At 63.2% G+C, this 14,842-nt stretch carries 13 protein-coding genes; 8 read left to right on the forward strand and 5 right to left on the reverse strand.

Annotated features, from left to right (window positions below; all coding sequences use genetic code 11):
- Nucleotides 1-89 precede the first annotated feature (89 nt).
- The 4 genes from AC1PUL_RS07185 (at nucleotide 90) to AC1PUL_RS07200 (ending at nucleotide 7,520) form a co-directional block, all read left to right on the forward strand.
- Nucleotides 90-1,904 (forward strand): methyl-accepting chemotaxis protein, encoded by a 1,815-nt coding sequence (locus tag AC1PUL_RS07185; RefSeq protein ID WP_480467501.1) that lies wholly within the window; start codon nucleotides 90-92, stop codon nucleotides 1,902-1,904.
- 164 nt (nucleotides 1,905-2,068) lie between these two features.
- The gene (locus tag AC1PUL_RS07190; protein ID WP_480467503.1) at nucleotides 2,069-2,830 is read left to right on the forward strand and encodes a hypothetical protein; all 762 of its coding nucleotides are present in this window, start codon (nucleotides 2,069-2,071) and stop codon (nucleotides 2,828-2,830) included.
- 338 nt (nucleotides 2,831-3,168) lie between these two features.
- Nucleotides 3,169-3,990, forward strand: coding sequence for a sulfite exporter TauE/SafE family protein (locus AC1PUL_RS07195; protein ID WP_480467505.1), 822 nt, complete (start codon nucleotides 3,169-3,171; stop codon nucleotides 3,988-3,990).
- Between the two features lie 86 nt (nucleotides 3,991-4,076).
- Nucleotides 4,077-7,520 carry a class I SAM-dependent DNA methyltransferase gene (locus AC1PUL_RS07200; RefSeq protein WP_480467508.1) on the forward strand — a complete coding sequence of 1,148 codons (3,444 nt, stop codon included), beginning with the start codon at nucleotides 4,077-4,079 and terminating at the stop codon, nucleotides 7,518-7,520.
- 232 nt (nucleotides 7,521-7,752) lie between these two features.
- Here AC1PUL_RS07200 and AC1PUL_RS07205 read toward each other — a convergent pair whose 3' ends face one another.
- From AC1PUL_RS07205 to AC1PUL_RS07215, 3 genes are all read right to left on the reverse strand, one after another.
- On the reverse strand, nucleotides 7,753-8,778 hold the full coding sequence (locus AC1PUL_RS07205; protein ID WP_166604030.1) for a GlxA family transcriptional regulator: 1,026 nt from the start codon (nucleotides 8,776-8,778) through the stop codon (nucleotides 7,753-7,755).
- Between the two features lie 330 nt (nucleotides 8,779-9,108).
- Nucleotides 9,109-9,336, reverse strand: coding sequence for a hypothetical protein (locus AC1PUL_RS07210; RefSeq protein WP_480467510.1), 228 nt, complete (start codon nucleotides 9,334-9,336; stop codon nucleotides 9,109-9,111).
- A 94-nt stretch (nucleotides 9,337-9,430) separates the two neighbouring features.
- Nucleotides 9,431-9,631, reverse strand: a complete 201-nt coding sequence (locus AC1PUL_RS07215) for a hypothetical protein (protein WP_480467512.1) — start codon at nucleotides 9,629-9,631, stop codon at nucleotides 9,431-9,433.
- Between the two features lie 111 nt (nucleotides 9,632-9,742).
- On the opposite strand from AC1PUL_RS07215, the gene AC1PUL_RS07220 reads away from it, so the two are divergent.
- Entirely contained in the window at nucleotides 9,743-10,639 is an 897-nt protein-coding gene (locus tag AC1PUL_RS07220; protein ID WP_480467513.1) for a LysR family transcriptional regulator, read from the forward strand.
- Nucleotides 10,640-10,733: 94 nt separating this feature from the next.
- Complete coding sequence (locus AC1PUL_RS07225) at nucleotides 10,734-11,171, forward strand: acyl-CoA thioesterase (protein WP_480467515.1); 438 nt, start codon at nucleotides 10,734-10,736, stop codon at nucleotides 11,169-11,171.
- Between the two features lie 76 nt (nucleotides 11,172-11,247).
- On the opposite strand, the gene AC1PUL_RS07230 is transcribed toward AC1PUL_RS07225, so the two are convergent.
- Entirely contained in the window at nucleotides 11,248-11,973 is a 726-nt protein-coding gene (locus AC1PUL_RS07230; RefSeq protein WP_480467516.1) for a pyridoxamine 5'-phosphate oxidase family protein, read from the reverse strand.
- Between the two features lie 64 nt (nucleotides 11,974-12,037).
- Here AC1PUL_RS07230 and pdxR point away from each other — a divergent pair, with 64 nt between their 5' ends.
- Nucleotides 12,038-13,438, forward strand: a complete 1,401-nt coding sequence (pdxR, locus tag AC1PUL_RS07235; RefSeq protein ID WP_480467518.1) for a MocR-like pyridoxine biosynthesis transcription factor PdxR — start codon at nucleotides 12,038-12,040, stop codon at nucleotides 13,436-13,438.
- Here the strand turns inward: pdxR and AC1PUL_RS07240 are convergent.
- Nucleotides 13,427-14,053 carry a TetR/AcrR family transcriptional regulator gene (locus tag AC1PUL_RS07240; RefSeq protein WP_480467520.1) on the reverse strand — a complete coding sequence of 209 codons (627 nt, stop codon included), beginning with the start codon at nucleotides 14,051-14,053 and terminating at the stop codon, nucleotides 13,427-13,429. The two genes, pdxR and AC1PUL_RS07240, sit on opposite strands and share 12 nt — an antisense overlap.
- Before the next feature lie 99 nt (nucleotides 14,054-14,152).
- On the opposite strand from AC1PUL_RS07240, the gene AC1PUL_RS07245 reads away from it, so the two are divergent.
- Nucleotides 14,153-14,749 carry an NAD(P)H-dependent oxidoreductase gene (locus tag AC1PUL_RS07245; RefSeq protein WP_480467522.1) on the forward strand — a complete coding sequence of 199 codons (597 nt, stop codon included), beginning with the start codon at nucleotides 14,153-14,155 and terminating at the stop codon, nucleotides 14,747-14,749.
- The last annotated feature ends 93 nt before the right edge of the window (nucleotides 14,750-14,842 follow it).

Genomic DNA, 14,842 nt, shown 5'->3' on the forward strand with positions numbered 1-14,842 from the left:
CCCATGAGAACTCATAGGGGCGCGTTTAGGAGTTTAGAACTGATAAATATCAAAATTTAGCCACTCTAAACATTATGGGGGTGGACCTAATGAAATCGATGTCTCTGTCAGTGCGACTTTATGCACTCGTCGCATTGGCTCTGGCGGTGCTTGTGGGAGCGCTGTCTTACAGCCTCTTCCAATCCTACGATTCGCTCGTGCATGAGCGGCGTCTCGGGCTGGCCCAGATCAACGACCAGGCGATTTCCATTTTTGACAAGTATCACAAGATGGAACAGGAAGGCACCCTGACGCGCGAAGAGGCGCAGGAGCGAGCCAAGGAAGTCACCGGCGCCATGCGCTACAATCCCGATGGCTACTACTTCATCGTCGACATGAAGCCGGCCATGGTCATGCATCCGATCAAGCCCGAGCTCAACGGACGCGATCTGACCCAGAGCAAGGACCCGAACGGCAAATTCCTGTTCGTTGAATTCGTGAATACGGTCAAGGCAAGCAAGGAAGGCTTCGTCGACTATTACTGGCCGAAGCCGGGCTTCGAAGAGCCGGTCGAAAAGCTGTCGCATGTCATCGGTTACGAGCCCTGGGGCTGGGTTGTCGGCACGGGCGTCTATTCGGACGACCTCGCTGCCCTGTTCCGCGGCACGGCCATCCGTTACGGCGTGCTGATCGCCTTTGCCGCAGCCGGCATGGTGTTCTTCGCATATCTCGTGGTGCGCAGCGTCGTCAATCCGATCAACCGCCTGAAGGGCGCGATGAGTGACATCGCCGAGGAGCGTGTCGATATCGAGATCAGCGGCACCGACCGTCGCGACGAGATTGGCGGCATGGCCAAGACTCTGGAGGTTCTGCGCGACAGCGTGCGCGATCGCATCAACCTGCGTGACCGCGAGGCTGAGCAGCAGGCGAGCCTGAACGGCGAACGCGAGCGCAACGAGCACAATCTGCGCACGGCCTCCGAGCGTCAGAATCATGCCATCCATGCCATTGGTTCGGCGCTGGAGCGTCTGGCCGAAGGTGATCTCACCGTGCAGATCGGCGTGCTGGGCTCCGAATATGAAAAGCTTCGCGACGACTTCAACCGTGCGGTGGAATCGCTCGGCAGCGTCATTGCAGCGATCAACCAGACGAGCGATATCGTCACCTCGTCGGCTGGCAATATTAGCGAAGCGACCAACAACCTGTCGCGTCGTACCGAACAGCAGGCTGCCGCTCTCGAAGAAACAGCAGCGGCCCTCGACGAGATCACCGCAACCGTGCGTACGGCGGCCGAGCGCGCCAACGAGGCACGGCAGATGGTGGCCGAGACGAAGTCGAGCGCCAACCGCTCTGGCGAGATCGTCCGCAGCGCTGTTGATGCCATGGGCCGGATCGAGGGCTCCTCGCAGAAGATCAGCCAGATCATCTCCGTGATCGACGAGATCGCCTTCCAGACCAACCTGCTTGCACTCAATGCCGGCGTTGAGGCGGCACGTGCGGGTGAAGCCGGTCGCGGTTTCGCGGTTGTTGCCCAGGAAGTGCGCGAACTTGCTCAGCGTTCGGCCAATGCAGCGAAGGAAATCAAGACGCTGATCAGTGCATCGGCCGCGGAAGTCGATACCGGCGTCGGTCTCGTTCGCTCCACCGGCGAGGCGTTGCTCGAGATCGAGGCGCTCGTCAACCGTGTCAACGAGAGCGTCAATACGATCGCGACCGCTGCGAAGGAGCAGGCCACGGGCCTCGCCGAGATCAACACCTCGGTCAACCACATGGACCAGATGACCCAGCAGAATGCCGCCATGGTCGAGGAAACCTCGGCTGCCGGCCAGTCGCTGGCGGAAGAGAGCTACAATCTGCGCCAGCTGCTCTCGCGCCTCAAGGTCAATGCGAGCCAGGCAGTATCGGGCCATCGTCGGGCAGCCTGACGGTTGAGCCAGAAGGGACACCAGGGGCCGGCGGAGCGATCCGCCGGCCCCTATTTTTTGCCTCTGATTCGTCCAGGCTTCCGGTCCAATTCCGTTCATGGCGCATTAAGCCGATCGGGCTTAGGATGGTGTGAGTTGTCCCATTTGGGGCCATCGAGGGTGAAATGAGTTTTGTGTTTTCGTCCTATGGCCGCCGCCTGACGGTGGCTGCGTTTTCCGCTCTGCTTCTAGCCGGCTGTTCCGGCAGCGATCGTATTCCCCTGGCGGATGTTGGTGGACCGCGGATTGGCGACGAGCTGATCGGCAAAGTGGACCCGAAGCGTGACGGGCGGCAACTGGTCGGGCGGGTTGGCGATCCCCAGGCGGAGGCGGCGGCCTATGCGCCGCCGGCCGCGGCCGAAAATACCGGCAGCGACGGGCTGGATTTTCTCGCGTCTTCCGAACCCTTAGGCAGCGACCCGGCCGAGCGCCAGACCATGAGCGCCATGGCGATCCCCGAGGGCGGCGTCAATATCGATGGCGAACTGGGGATCGGTGCCGCTCCCGCGACGGCCGGCGTGACCTATGCCGATGCGACCTATGCGGATGCCAGAAGCCCTGTCGGCGTACAGCCGCATCTGGTGACGGCGAACGGGGCCATGGCAATGGCCGAGGGCAATACCAGCCAGCCTGTCGTCGACGGGATCGGCTTTGACGAGCCGACAGAGATCGTGACCGGGCCGCGCGGGCCGCAGCCGGCAGCGCAGGAAACGCTGGTGGCCGGCGAAATGCCGGAGGAGGGCGGGATCCTGCCGCTTTCGGTGGACAGCGGCAATTCGGGGATGAGCGATCCGGCGCCGGTTTCGACCCGGCGGGCGGCTGCGTCTTCGCCCGCACCGGCCGGCAAGGATTGTTCGCTTTATCTCGACAAGCGGAATTGCCGCTGAGCGCTGGCGATTGATCGCTGGAGGTTTGGCGGCGGTGCATTTGGTACCCCCTCTGTCACTGCGTTACATCTCCCCCACACGGGGGGAGAGTGGAGCGTCGCGTTTGCCCATGTGTTGGGGGCGCCACGCGGGATGAGGGGGCCAGCGGACGCGGGCAGGACTTTGGCCGCGCCGTACCGCGTGGGGCTGTGGCGGGCTTGCGGGCGGGGCGGGCAGGGCCTAGAGGCTTGGCGGTATCCGTTGTCCGCTTCTGCGACTGTGTCGTGGGGCCACGCGGGCGCCTGATCCTGCCGCCTTTGGGCCGTCTCGAGCGGGCCCGCTGTTTCCCGGAGTGCCCCATGCCGCCGATTGCCGATATCCTGATGTTTGCTGCGATGCTGGCGGCGGCGGGGGCCGTGGCGGGGCTGTTGGCCGGCGTGTTCGGGATTGGCGGGGGTGCGGTGCTGGTGCCGGTCTTCTACCAGGTCTTCGGTTATGCCGGGATCCCGGAGGAGGTGATCATGCATCTCGCTGTCGGAACCTCGACGGCGCTGATCGTGCCGACCTCGCTCCGCTCGTTCCAGGCGCATCGCAAGCGCGGGGCGGTTGATACCGCGCTGCTAAAAGGCTGGACGGTCGCCGTGCCGCTCGGCGCGCTTCTCGCCACCGTCGTTGCCGCCTTCGTTTCCAGTGAGGGGCTCAGGCTGTTCTTCGCGGTCATGGGCCTGGTGCTGGCCGCGCGCATGCTGTTTCTCTCCAACCGGATGCATCTCGGCACGGAGCTACCCGGTCAGCCCTGGCGCTTCCTCACCGGTTCGGCGATCGGGCTTTTCTCCGGGCTGATGGGGGTCGGCGGCGGGGTGTTCAACAACACCTTCATGACGCTTTACGGACGGCCGATCCACCAGGCGGTGGCGACCTCCTCGGGCGTCGGCGTGCTGATCTCGATCCCGGCCTTTTTCGGCTTCATCTATGCCGGCTGGGGCGAGGCGGGCCTGCCGCCGTTTTCGACAGGCTTCGTCAACTGGATCGCCTTTGCGGTGATCTTTCCGATCGCCATGCTGGTCACGCCCTATGGGGCGCAGCTGGCGCATCGGCTGAACAAGCGGCAGCTGGAGATCGGTTTTGCGGTGTTTCTGCTGTTTGTGTCGGCGCGGTTCTTCTGGAGCCTTTACGGCTAGGAACGGACCGTCTCAGGCGCTTTTCCCGGTTGCCTCGACCCGTTCGATGACTATCATCGCGACTCCATGAATGGGCGAGGGAAATCGTGACGGTGCAGCCAAGGGTCGAGGCGTTTATCAAGCGCTGGCAAGGGCAGGAGGGTGGCCAGGAGAGGGCGAATTATGCGCTGTTTCTGACCGAACTCTGCGATCTACTCGACCTGCCGCACCCGGAACCGGCCTCTGCGGCCCATGAGAACAACGACTATGTGTTCGAACGGGTCGTGAAGGAAACGGCCCGCGACGGCGCGGCGACCCAAAAGCGCATCGATCTCTACAAGCGCGATTGCTTCGTGCTGGAGGCCAAGCAGAGCCGGTTGTCAGGCGACAAGAAGCTGCCGGAGGCGCCGCTCCTGCCAGGCCTTGATCGCGCCACGGAAAGCAGCCCGCGCGGCCGGCGCCAGAGCGCCAATCGCGCCTGGGACGTGCTGATGATGAATGCCCGCGCCCAGGCCGAAAACTATGTGCGGCTTCTGCCGGCAACCCATGAGCCGCCGCCCTTCGTGCTGGTCGTCGATGTCGGCCACGCGATCGAGGTCTATGCCAATTTCCGCCGCGACGGAAAGGCCTATGACCAGTTCCCCGACCGCCGCTCCTTCCGCATCTATCTGGAGGAGTTGCGCGACGAGACGGTGCGCGCGCGGCTGAAGGCGATCTGGACCGATCCGCTGTCGCTCGACCCGACGCGCCACGCGGCCAAGGTGACGCGCGAGATCGCGACGCGGATTGCCAAGGTGTCCAAGGCACTGGAGGAACAGGGACATCAGACCGAGGAGGTCGCCATGTTCCTGATGCGCACGCTCTTCACCATGTTTGCCGAGGATGTCGAGCTCTTACCGAAGGACAGCTTCAAGGAGCTCTTGGCCGATTGCGCACAGAAGCCTGAAATCTTCCCCGGCATGATGCAGGATCTGTGGAAGGCGATGGATGAAGGCGGTTTTACCGCGACGATCCGCGAGAAGGTGAAAAAGTTCAACGGCGAGTTCTTCAAGAACCGCCGCGCCCTGCCGCTGGCGAAAGAGGAGATCGGCGAGCTTGCGGCGGCTGCCCGCTACGACTGGAAAGATGTCGAGCCGGCCATCTTCGGCACCTTCCTCGAACAGGCGCTCGACCCCAATGACCGCCGCAAGCTCGGCGCCCATTACACGCCGCGCGCCTATGTCGAACGGCTGGTGATTGCGACCGTCATCGACCCCTTACGGTCCGAATGGGACGCTGCGCGTTCCACCGCCGACCGGCAGAAGGCCGAGGGCAAGGCGGATGCGGCGGTCAAAACCGTGCAGGCCTTCCACGACCGGCTCTGCGAAACACGCGTGCTGGACCCGGCCTGCGGCACCGGAAACTTCCTCTATGTCTCGCTGGAGCTGATGAAGAAGCTTGAAGGCGAGGTGCTGGAGGCGCTGGTCAATCTCGGCGGCCAGGAGGGCCTGGCGCTCGAAAGCCACACCGTCGATCCGCACCAGTTCTTAGGGCTGGAGGTCAATCCCCGCGCTGCCGCCATTGCCGAGCTGGTGCTGTGGATCGGCCATCTGCAATGGCATTTCAAGAACCGGGGTGTCGCCCCATCCGAGCCGATCCTCAAAGCCTTCCACAATATCGAGAACCGCGATGCGGTGCTGCTCTGGGATGGTTATCCGCTGCCCCAGGTGAAAGACGGTGTGGAAACCTATCCCAATCCGCGCCGGCCGAAATGGCCAGAGGCTGATTACATCGTCGGCAACCCGCCCTTTGTCGGCGGCAAGGATATCCGCGCGCGTATGGGGTCCGGTTATGCCGAGGCGCTGTGGAAGGCGCATAGCCACATGAACGACAGCGCCGATTTCGTCATGTATTGGTGGGACCGTTCCGCCGACATCCTGCTCAAACCCAAGACCCGGCTCAAACGCTTCGGCTATGTCACCACCAATTCGATCAGCCAGGTGTTTCAGCGCCGGGTGATGGAGCCCTATCTCAACGCCAAGAAGCCGCTGTCGCTCACCATGGCGATTGCCGACCATCCCTGGACCAAGGTCACGCGCGACAGTGCGGCCGTGCGTATCGCCATGACGGTGGCGCAGGCCGGCAAGCATGACGGGCGGCTGATGGAGGTGACGGCGGAGGAAGGGGTCGAGACCGACAGTCCGGTGATCCTGTTCGAGGAGAAGTTCGGGCGGATCAATGCGGATTTGACGGTGGGGGTGGATGTAACCTCGGCGTTGGAGTTGAAGGCCAATGCTGGTCTTTCTTCGCCGGGGGTGAAGTTGCATGGCGCTGGCTTCATCGTTTCACCAGAAGAGGCCGAGCATATCGGGCTAGGCCGAAGCCTTGGCCTCGAAAAACACATTCGTGTCTACCGCAATGGGCGTGATCTGACGGACCGCCCACGGGGTGTGATGGTAATTGATCTCTTCGGCCTGACGGCTGAAGAGGTGAGAACGAGGTATCCTGCTGTTTACCAGCATCTCCAGCTTACTGTGAAAGCCCCGAGAGACAAGCAAGTCACCGATGCAGTAAACCCGACGAAGGACGCTATTTCCTATGCTGAAAAATGGTGGCTATTCGGAAAGCCCCGAAGTGAGTTTCGCCCTGTGCTCGCCAACCTCCCTCGCTTCATCGCGACCGTCGAAACCGCCAAACACCGAGTCTTCCAGTTCCTCGATGCGTCCATCCTGCCGGACAATAAGCTGATCAACTTCGGAATGGATGATGGATGTTCTCTAGGCATCCTGCACTCTCGAATTCACTTCATCTGGTACGTGGCAAACTCAGCGAAGATTGGGATGTATGAGGGCGATGCTGTCTACGTCAAATCCCGCTGCTTCGACCCCTTCCCCTTCCCCGATGCTTCCGAAGCTCAGAAAGCCGCGATCGGGGCCATCGCCGAAGAGCTCGACGCCCATCGCAAACGCGTGCTGTCAGACCATCCGCATCTGACGCTGACCGGCCTCTACAATGTGCTGGAACGGCTGAAGGCGGGTGCCAAACCGGACGATCTCGACGCTAGGGAACGTCGCATCTTCGATGACGGTCTGGTGCTGATCCTCAAGGAATTGCACGAGAAGCTCGATCTCGCTGTGGCGGACGCTTATGGCTATCAGGCGGATTTGGCCGAGGAAGAGGTTCTGGCCCGGCTCGTTGCGCTGAACAAGGAGCGGGCGAAGGAGGAAAAGCGCGGGCTGGTCCGCTGGCTGCGTCCCGATTACCAGATCCCGCGTTTCGGCTCGGACAAGGAAAAGGCCGAACAGCTGGAGGCCGATCTCGGTGAGGCCATTCTGGAAGCCGTATCCGGCCCGAAGCCGAGCTTCCCCGCCGACGAACGCGACCAGACGGTGGCGATCCACGCCGCGCTGTTGTCTGCCGAGGGGCAGCTCGATGCGCTCACGATTGCGCAGAGCTTCAAGCAGGGCCGCAAATGTCTGCCCGCCGTCGAAGCGGTGCTTGCCGCCTTCTTCCGCATGGGGCTGGTGTCGAGTTCGGACGGGAAAAGTTTTCAGCTGCGGCGCGCGGCTTGAGACACACCCTCCCCTTGAGGGGGAGGGTCGGAGCGCAGCTCCGGGGTGGGGTGAGCGGGTGGCGGCAGGCGTGGGCTCACCCCACCCGCGCGTTTCGCGCGACCTCCACCTCAAAGGGAGGTTGGGTGTCGCAAGTGTTTTGCCGTGTGGTACCCCCCTCTGGCCTGCCGGCCATCTCCCCCTCAAGGGGGGAGATCGGACCCCGCGAGGGACTCCGATTGTAGCCGACGGCTTACACCACCACACCCGTGCGATTGCTCGACATCGTCAGCTTCCGTTCCGCGCGCTCCTGCTGGGGGGAGCGGTTGTAGAGTTCGCGGTAACACTTGGAGAAGTGGGAGGCGGAGACGAAGCCGCAGGCGACGGCGACTTCGACGACGGGCATGGAGGACTGGACGAGGAGGTGGCGGGCGCGGTCGAGGCGGATTTCGAGATAGTAGCGGGCGGGGGAGCGGCCCATCTCTTGTCTGAACAGGCGCTCGATCTGGCGGCGGGAGAGGCCGGCGTCGTCGGCGATTTCGAGGAGTGACAGCGGCTCGGACAGATTGGCTTCCATCAGCTCGATGATCTGCAGCACCTTGGAATTCTGCACGCCGAGGCGGGCGCGGAGCGGCAGGCGCTGGCGGTCGTTGGCGGAGCGGACGCGGTCGGTCAGGTGCTGTTCGCAGACGCGGTTGACGAGGCCCTCGCCAAAATCCTGGCCGATCAGGTTCAGCATCATGTCGAGCGAAGCGGTGCCGCCGGCGCAGGTGTAGAGATTGCCGTCGACTTCGTAGAGGTCGGCATAGACTTCCGCCTGGGGGAAAGTTTCGGAGAAGCCGGGCAGGTTTTCCCAGTGGATGGCGCAGCGCTTGCCGTTCAACAGACCGGCCTGGGCCAGCACATGGGCGCCCGTACAGAGCGAGCCGACGGCGACGCTGCGGTTATAGGCTTCTCGCAGCCAGGCATTGACCGACTTGTTGTTGAACTCCTCGACATAGATGCCGGAACAGACGATCGCCATATTCGGGCGGTTCTCGCCGCCGAGGAAACGGCGCTCGTCGGCCAGCGATGAATTCACCTCGATGCCGATGCCGGAGGAGGAATAGACCTTTTGGCCATCGACCGAGGCGAGGCGCCATTCATAGGCCGAATAACCCAGCATGCGGTTGGCAATGCGCAGCGTCTCGATGGCGCCGGCAAAGGGCAAAAGGGTGAAATGCGGAACGAGGAAGAAGACGATCGAACGCTTCTTGGTTTGTGGCTGCTGCTTGCTCATGATGTTGCCCCGTGGTGTGGCTGCCGTTCCCTTGTTTTCCGGCATGCTCCGCCTGAATCGATCGGCGCGATGGTCGTTTTACGACATTGTCATCTGATCGCGCGCCGCCGTCTCTTCGGTGATCGCTAAAGAGCGACATTTTTCGGCATTTTTCAGGCTGCGACGCCGTGGATCGGGCGGGGGGGCGTCACGGGTGGCAGGTGGTTGAAAAGCTTCGGCTTCGCGGGATCGGGCAGGTGGCGGATGATCGACGGGTATTGCCCCGTTTGCGACGCCATGGGGCGGCGGCGTCGCAAACGGGGCGGGGCCTGGGGGAGCCCCTGTGTGCCGTCAGCGGTTTGTGTCGCCGGCAGGCCAGCCGAGATCCTTGCGCAGATCGAAGGGCAGGGCTTCGAGCGCGCGCTGTTCGATGCGGCGGCGGCGGTGGTCGGACAGGGTGCGGGCCAGACCGTTGAGCCCGGTCGCAAGGCGGCCGGTCGCCGCCTTCGCCAGGCCGGCCAGCGTCGGGGCGGCGGTGGCGCTCGGGGTCATCGGTGAAACGCTGCAAACCATGGTCATGGTCGTGATCCTTTTCGGTTCGGTGGCCCCTTCGTCATCCCATGCCTTTCATCGGTGGCAGGGGCCGGGTTCGGTTATCGCGCACACTAATCAATCACTCAAACGAATGTTTCTGATGTTTATCATTCTGAAAACTGATGTATTGGCGATGGTGGGTCAGGCCGAGATCGTCGCGCAGGGCCGGGCCCAGCGGCGCGAGCATGCGGCACGCGGCAGCACGCATGGCGCGACGGCGGGATGCCTCCCCAAGCCTGGCAAAGATCGGCTGCAGGGTCTTAAACGTGTTGCGAAACATGGCGTGTCATCCTCCTTTCCGGTTGGTGACATGGAGGATGCGCCCGGATTGACATTCAATCAAACGCAATAGTATCGTCTTCAAGTTCAATTTTGTTGAAGGTCTATCGCCATGACGCTCATGCTGCGCCAGCCGCTTCCGCTTCTCGACAACGATGTTCTCCGGACCTTCGTGGCGATTGCCGAAACCGGCAGTTTCACCACCGCCGCCGACCGGGTGTATCGCACGCCCTCGGCGGTCTCGATGCAGATCAAGAAGCTCGAGGAGCAGCTGAACGTGACGCTGTTTTTGCGCGATGCGCGCTCGGTGGCGCTGACGGAAAGCGGCGAGGTGCTGCTTCCCTATGCGCGGCGGATGCTGGCGCTGTCGAACGAGGCGGTCGGGCGCTTCCGCATGCCGGAGATGAAGGGGGTCGTCCGGCTCGGCGCGCCAGACGATATCGGCGAGCGCTTCATGCCGACGATTCTGCGCCGTTTTGCCGAGCTTTATCCGCTGATCATGGTGGATCTGACGGTGGATACCTCGGGCGCCTTGCGGCGCAGGCTGGCCGAGCAGCGGCTCGATCTGACGCTGATCAATTGCGCGCCGGGCCAGGTGGTGCATGAGGGCGAGGTGATCCATCAGGAGCAGCTGGTCTGGGCAGGGGCGAAATGTGGCACGGCGCATTTGCGCGATCCGCTGCCCGTGTCGATCTGGGAGGATGGCTGCTGCTGGCGGGCGGATGCGCTGGCGAGACTCGACAAGGACAAGCGGCCCTATCGCATTGCCTATCTCTCGGCGCATACGATGGCGCAGCGGGCGGCCGTGATTGCCGATCTCGCGGTCGCGCCGCTTCCGCGCAGCTACCTGACCGACGACATGACGGCGCTGGGGGCCAAACACGGCCTGCCGGAGCTTGGGTCATTCGAGGTGCGATTGCTCACCGGCAGGGAGACAAGTGAAACGATCCAGGCGGTGGCCGACAGCGTGCGTTATGCCTTTGCCGAGATGATCGGGATGGCGGCGTGAGGTGATTGTGGATTTAGGGAAATAGCGAATAGCGAATAGCGAATAGCGAATAGCGAATAGCGAATAGCGAATAGCGAATAGGGTTTGACTGGATATGACGGATGACAAGGGGCAGCCGCTGCGGCTTGAGGATTTTGCCGGGCGGTCGTACGACAAGCTGCGTTATGGCGATACGGACCGGCAGGGGCATGTCAACAATGCTGTCTTTGCCACCTTCATGGAAACGGGACGTGTGGAGCTGATCTACAACCCTCAGGATCCGCTGCTGGAGGAGGGCTTTTCCTTCGTGCTCGCCAAGCTCGACATCAACTATATCGCCGAGGTGCTGTGGCCCGGAACGGTGGAGATCGGCACGCGCGTGCTGCGCGTCGGGCGGTCGTCGGTCACCATGCAACAGGCGGTGTTCCAGAAGGGCAAGTTGTGTGCATCCGCCGAGACGGTGGTGGTGCATTTCGACGAGAAGACGCGGAAATCGCATGCGTTTTCGGATCAGCAGCGGGCGAAGCTCGAGGGGTGGATCTCGGCGGAGTGAGGCCTGACGCGGGGTAGTTGCGCGAGGTTTGAGGGGCGGGCATCGGTTGATGCGCCGCCCTTTTTCATTCACAGGCTTAGGTATGCTTCTCATAGAGTGCCTGGCTCTCCGTCAAGACCTCGTCGAGGCGGCGGCCTTCGGCAAAATGCACGAGGTGGTCGGGGTAAGCCACGCCTTCCGGCACCTTGGGGCAGATTTCGGGGGCGCGCAGCCGGGTTTCGACCGGGATGACGCCGGCCCAGACGCGGGCGTCGACATCGGCGGGATCGTCGGAGACGCCGCCCGAGCGGACCTTGGCCGAGGCTTCCTCGATGCGCATGCCGATGACCATGGTGCCCTTGGCTTCCTGCGGGTCGTTGTCGCGCAGCACGTTCGTGCGGCCGGGATAGAAGCGGTCGACGACGGCTTTCAGCGCCTCGGCCTTTTCCTCCGGGTCGTCAATGATCTGGGCCGTGCCGAAGCACATGGCGGAGCGGTAATTGGCCGAATGGTGGAAGCCGGAGCGGGCGAGCACCAGGCCGTCGAGATGGGCGACGGTGAGGCAGACGGGGATACCGGCCTTCTGGCTCTTCAGCATGCGGCTCGCCGACGAGCCGTGCCAGAACAGCCAGTCCCCGTCGCGCCAGTGGATGGTCGGCGTGCAATAGGGCTGGCCGTCGATGACATAGGCGACGTGACAGAGGAGGGCCGCGTCGAGCACGGCATAGACGGCCTCACGGTCGTAAGCTGCGCGCTCATGCAGGCGCTTGGCCCGGTTGCGCGGGGTGACGGGGAAGGATTGCGGGTCGGGTCTGTCGTTCATGCTTGCCTCCTGACGGCTGATGCGGCAGGGATACTCGGATCAATTGGTCCAAAGAAGATCCACCATGATGCAGAAACTGCGAACCAATTCCGACTGGTCGGCCAGCACGCCCCTGCTGCCGGCCAAGGGTCCACGGCGGCTGGCGCTGTATCGCGCGCTGCGCGGACTGATCGAGAGCGGCCAGATGAAACCCGGCGACAAACTGCCGACGACGCGGGACATTGCCGGGCGCTTCGGTATTTCGCGCGGGGCGGCGGTTGCGGCTTACGAGATGCTGGTGGCGGACGGCTTTGCCGAGGCGCGGGTGGGGGCGGGGACCTATGTGGCCGAGGCCGTGCCGCTTTTGCCGCTAGCACCCGAGCCGCAGGTGATCGAGGCAAAGGAAGTGCTGGCGCCGCTGCCCGGGGCGCTCGGCTGCTCGACGGCGGACGAGACGACGCTCAGGATCTTCCGCATGCTGATGAATCGGCATCTAACGCAGCCCTCGGCGCGGCATTTTCATTACAACGACCCGGCCGGGAGTCTGGCGCTCAGGGTGGAGGTCGCGGCTTACCTCAAGGCGGCGCGCGGGGTGGCTTGCGAGCCGGACCAGGTGATCATGACGGCGGGCACGCAGCAGGGGCTGGATCTGGCGGTCAGGGCGCTTCTGAAACCCGGCGATCCCGTCTGGATCGAGGACCCCTGTTATGCGGCGGCGCGCGAGCTTTTCGAGGGCACGGGGCTATCAGTGACGCCGGTGCCTGTCGATGGCGAGGGGATCGATGTGGCCGCAGGGATTGCGGCGCGACCGGATGCCAAGGCGGTCTATGTGACGCCGTCGCATCAATATCCGCTGGGTGTGACGCTTTCCATGGCCAGGCGGCTGGCGCTCATCGACTGGGCGAGGGCTACGGGCGCCTATATCATCGAGGATGATTACGACAGCGAGTTCCGCTTTGCCGGGCCGCCCTTGAGCGCGCTTCAGGGCATCGATGGCTCGGGCCATGTGATCTATCTCGGCACGTTTTCCAAGACGCTGTTGCCGGGCTTTCGCTTCGGCTATCTCGTGGTGCCCCGGCATCTGCGTGAGCGGGTGCTGACCATTCGCCGGCTAACGGATCGCTTTCCCTCGACGCTGGCCGAGGATGCGCTGACCGAATTCTTGCGCGACGGGCATTTTTCGGCGCATATCAAGCGGGCGCGCAAGCGGGTGAAGGCGGCGCGGGATGCGCTGGTGGAGGCGTTGGAATGCGCCCGACTGACGGTGAGCGTGCCGGAGCAGGGGCTGCATCTGGTGGCCGAACTCGACGGCGCGGAAGACGATGTGGCGCTGGCGCATCAGGCACGAGCGGTCGGTTTCGGGGTCAAGGCGCTGTCGCCGCTTTATGCCGGGCCGACGGAGCGGCGGGGGCTGGTGATCGGCTTTTCCGGGTTTGAGCCGGATGTGCTGGCGGAGGCGGCGCGGCGGTTCGTGTCAACGCTCTAGATCGTCCAGCCTTGCAATTCCGGCCACCCAGATGTCCAGCATTTCGGCGAGCTGCGTCTCGGGCGGGGAAGGGCCGGGCCGGGCGGTCTTCAGCCAGTCGGACATTGCATAGACGATGACTTCGTGGAACAGCGCCTGGACGCCGCGGGCATAAAGCCGGGCCTGGTCCGCCGTGCAGGCGGGGTTGGCCTCGATGAACAAGCCGGCGATGCGGTCTTCGACTTCGAAGCAAAGCCGCAGGAAGGTCTCGGTATAGGGGCCACTGACGATCGCCGTCTGGCTGAGATAGAGGCCGGCAAAGGCCGGTTCGCGGCAGAAATAGTCGAGCCAGGGGGCGAGAAGGGCGAGGATCTTCTGTTCGAGCGGCGCCTGGAGGTCGATGCCGTCTCCCTGGCGCGTGGCTTCCGCAAGCGCCTCGATATCTGCGAGGCCGAGCGCCGCCAACAGGTTGGTCTTGTCGCCGAAATGGGCAAAGACGCTGGATTTCGCCACTTTGGCGGCTGCCGCGATCTGGTCGATGCTGGTCGTCTCGAAGCCCTGACGGGCGAAAAGCAGGCGCGCAGCGGCCAGGATCTGGTCGCGGGTCTGGCGGCTGCGTTGCTGGCGTAGCTTCATCAACGATTCCTTTTCCATGAGCCTAACCCGGGGAATAACTTGACCATGGTCATTTTATCGACCATATCTTGACCACGGTCAAATCTTGAGGAGCCTGCGATGTCCTTTCTTTCCACGACGGCCCAGCCGTCGCGCCTGCTTGTGCTGAACGGCAATCCGGCCCGCGACACGCTGTGCGGGGCAATCGCCGAACGGATCGCGGCGGTTGCCCGGGATCGCGGCCAGACCGTGCGGCTGGTGCATCTCGAGAATCTCGATTTCGACGCCAATCTGAAGGCAGGCTATCGCGCCCGGATGGACTGGGAGCCGGATCTGGTAGCGCTCGCCGACAGTCTCACCTGGTGCGACCGCCTCGTCCTCGTGCATCCGCTCTGGTGGGGTTCGGCGCCGGGGAAGCTGAAAGGCCTGTTCGACCGCGTGCTGATGCCGGGTTTTGCCTTCCAGTATATCGAGGGCAAGGCGCTGCCGAAGCCGCTGCTGGCGGGTCGCAAGGCACGGGTGGTGATCACCTCGGATACGCCGACATTCTTCCTCAGATGGATTTACGGCAATGGCTGGGTGAAGGTGCTGCGGCGGCAGATTTTGGCCTTTTGCGGCTTCAGGGATTTGAAGGTCAAGTATTTCAGCCCGGTGCGCGGGGCAAAACCGGAGGCGCTGGCGAAGATGGTGGAGGATGCGGCGGGGATTTTGGGGTGAGAGCCTTATTCAAAACCTCATAGAGCCAACAGAACTCCGACATGAAATTGACCATTCCGTCTAACGATTATTCCTTGTAGGGAATGCTGGCCT

This window comes from Rhizobium sp. P43 (genome assembly GCF_056730705.1).

Bases quoted from the DNA above. Each gene is read 5' to 3' on its own strand.
- AC1PUL_RS07185 (WP_480467501.1), top strand. From the start codon at position 90: ATGAAATCGATGTCTCTGTCAGTGCGACTTTATGCACTCGTCGCATTG.
- AC1PUL_RS07190 (WP_480467503.1), top strand. From the start codon at position 2,069: ATGAGTTTTGTGTTTTCGTCCTATGGCCGCCGCCTGACGGTGGCTGCG.
- AC1PUL_RS07195 (WP_480467505.1), top strand. From the start codon at position 3,169: ATGCCGCCGATTGCCGATATCCTGATGTTTGCTGCGATGCTGGCGGCG.
- AC1PUL_RS07205 (WP_166604030.1), bottom strand. From the start codon at position 8,778: ATGAGCAAGCAGCAGCCACAAACCAAGAAGCGTTCGATCGTCTTCTTC.
- AC1PUL_RS07210 (WP_480467510.1), bottom strand. From the start codon at position 9,336: ATGACCATGGTTTGCAGCGTTTCACCGATGACCCCGAGCGCCACCGCC.
- AC1PUL_RS07215 (WP_480467512.1), bottom strand. From the start codon at position 9,631: ATGTTTCGCAACACGTTTAAGACCCTGCAGCCGATCTTTGCCAGGCTT.
- AC1PUL_RS07220 (WP_480467513.1), top strand. From the start codon at position 9,743: ATGACGCTCATGCTGCGCCAGCCGCTTCCGCTTCTCGACAACGATGTT.
- AC1PUL_RS07225 (WP_480467515.1), top strand. From the start codon at position 10,734: ATGACGGATGACAAGGGGCAGCCGCTGCGGCTTGAGGATTTTGCCGGG.
- AC1PUL_RS07230 (WP_480467516.1), bottom strand. From the start codon at position 11,973: ATGAACGACAGACCCGACCCGCAATCCTTCCCCGTCACCCCGCGCAAC.
- pdxR (WP_480467518.1), top strand. From the start codon at position 12,038: ATGATGCAGAAACTGCGAACCAATTCCGACTGGTCGGCCAGCACGCCC.
- AC1PUL_RS07240 (WP_480467520.1), bottom strand. From the start codon at position 14,053: ATGAAGCTACGCCAGCAACGCAGCCGCCAGACCCGCGACCAGATCCTG.
- AC1PUL_RS07245 (WP_480467522.1), top strand. From the start codon at position 14,153: ATGTCCTTTCTTTCCACGACGGCCCAGCCGTCGCGCCTGCTTGTGCTG.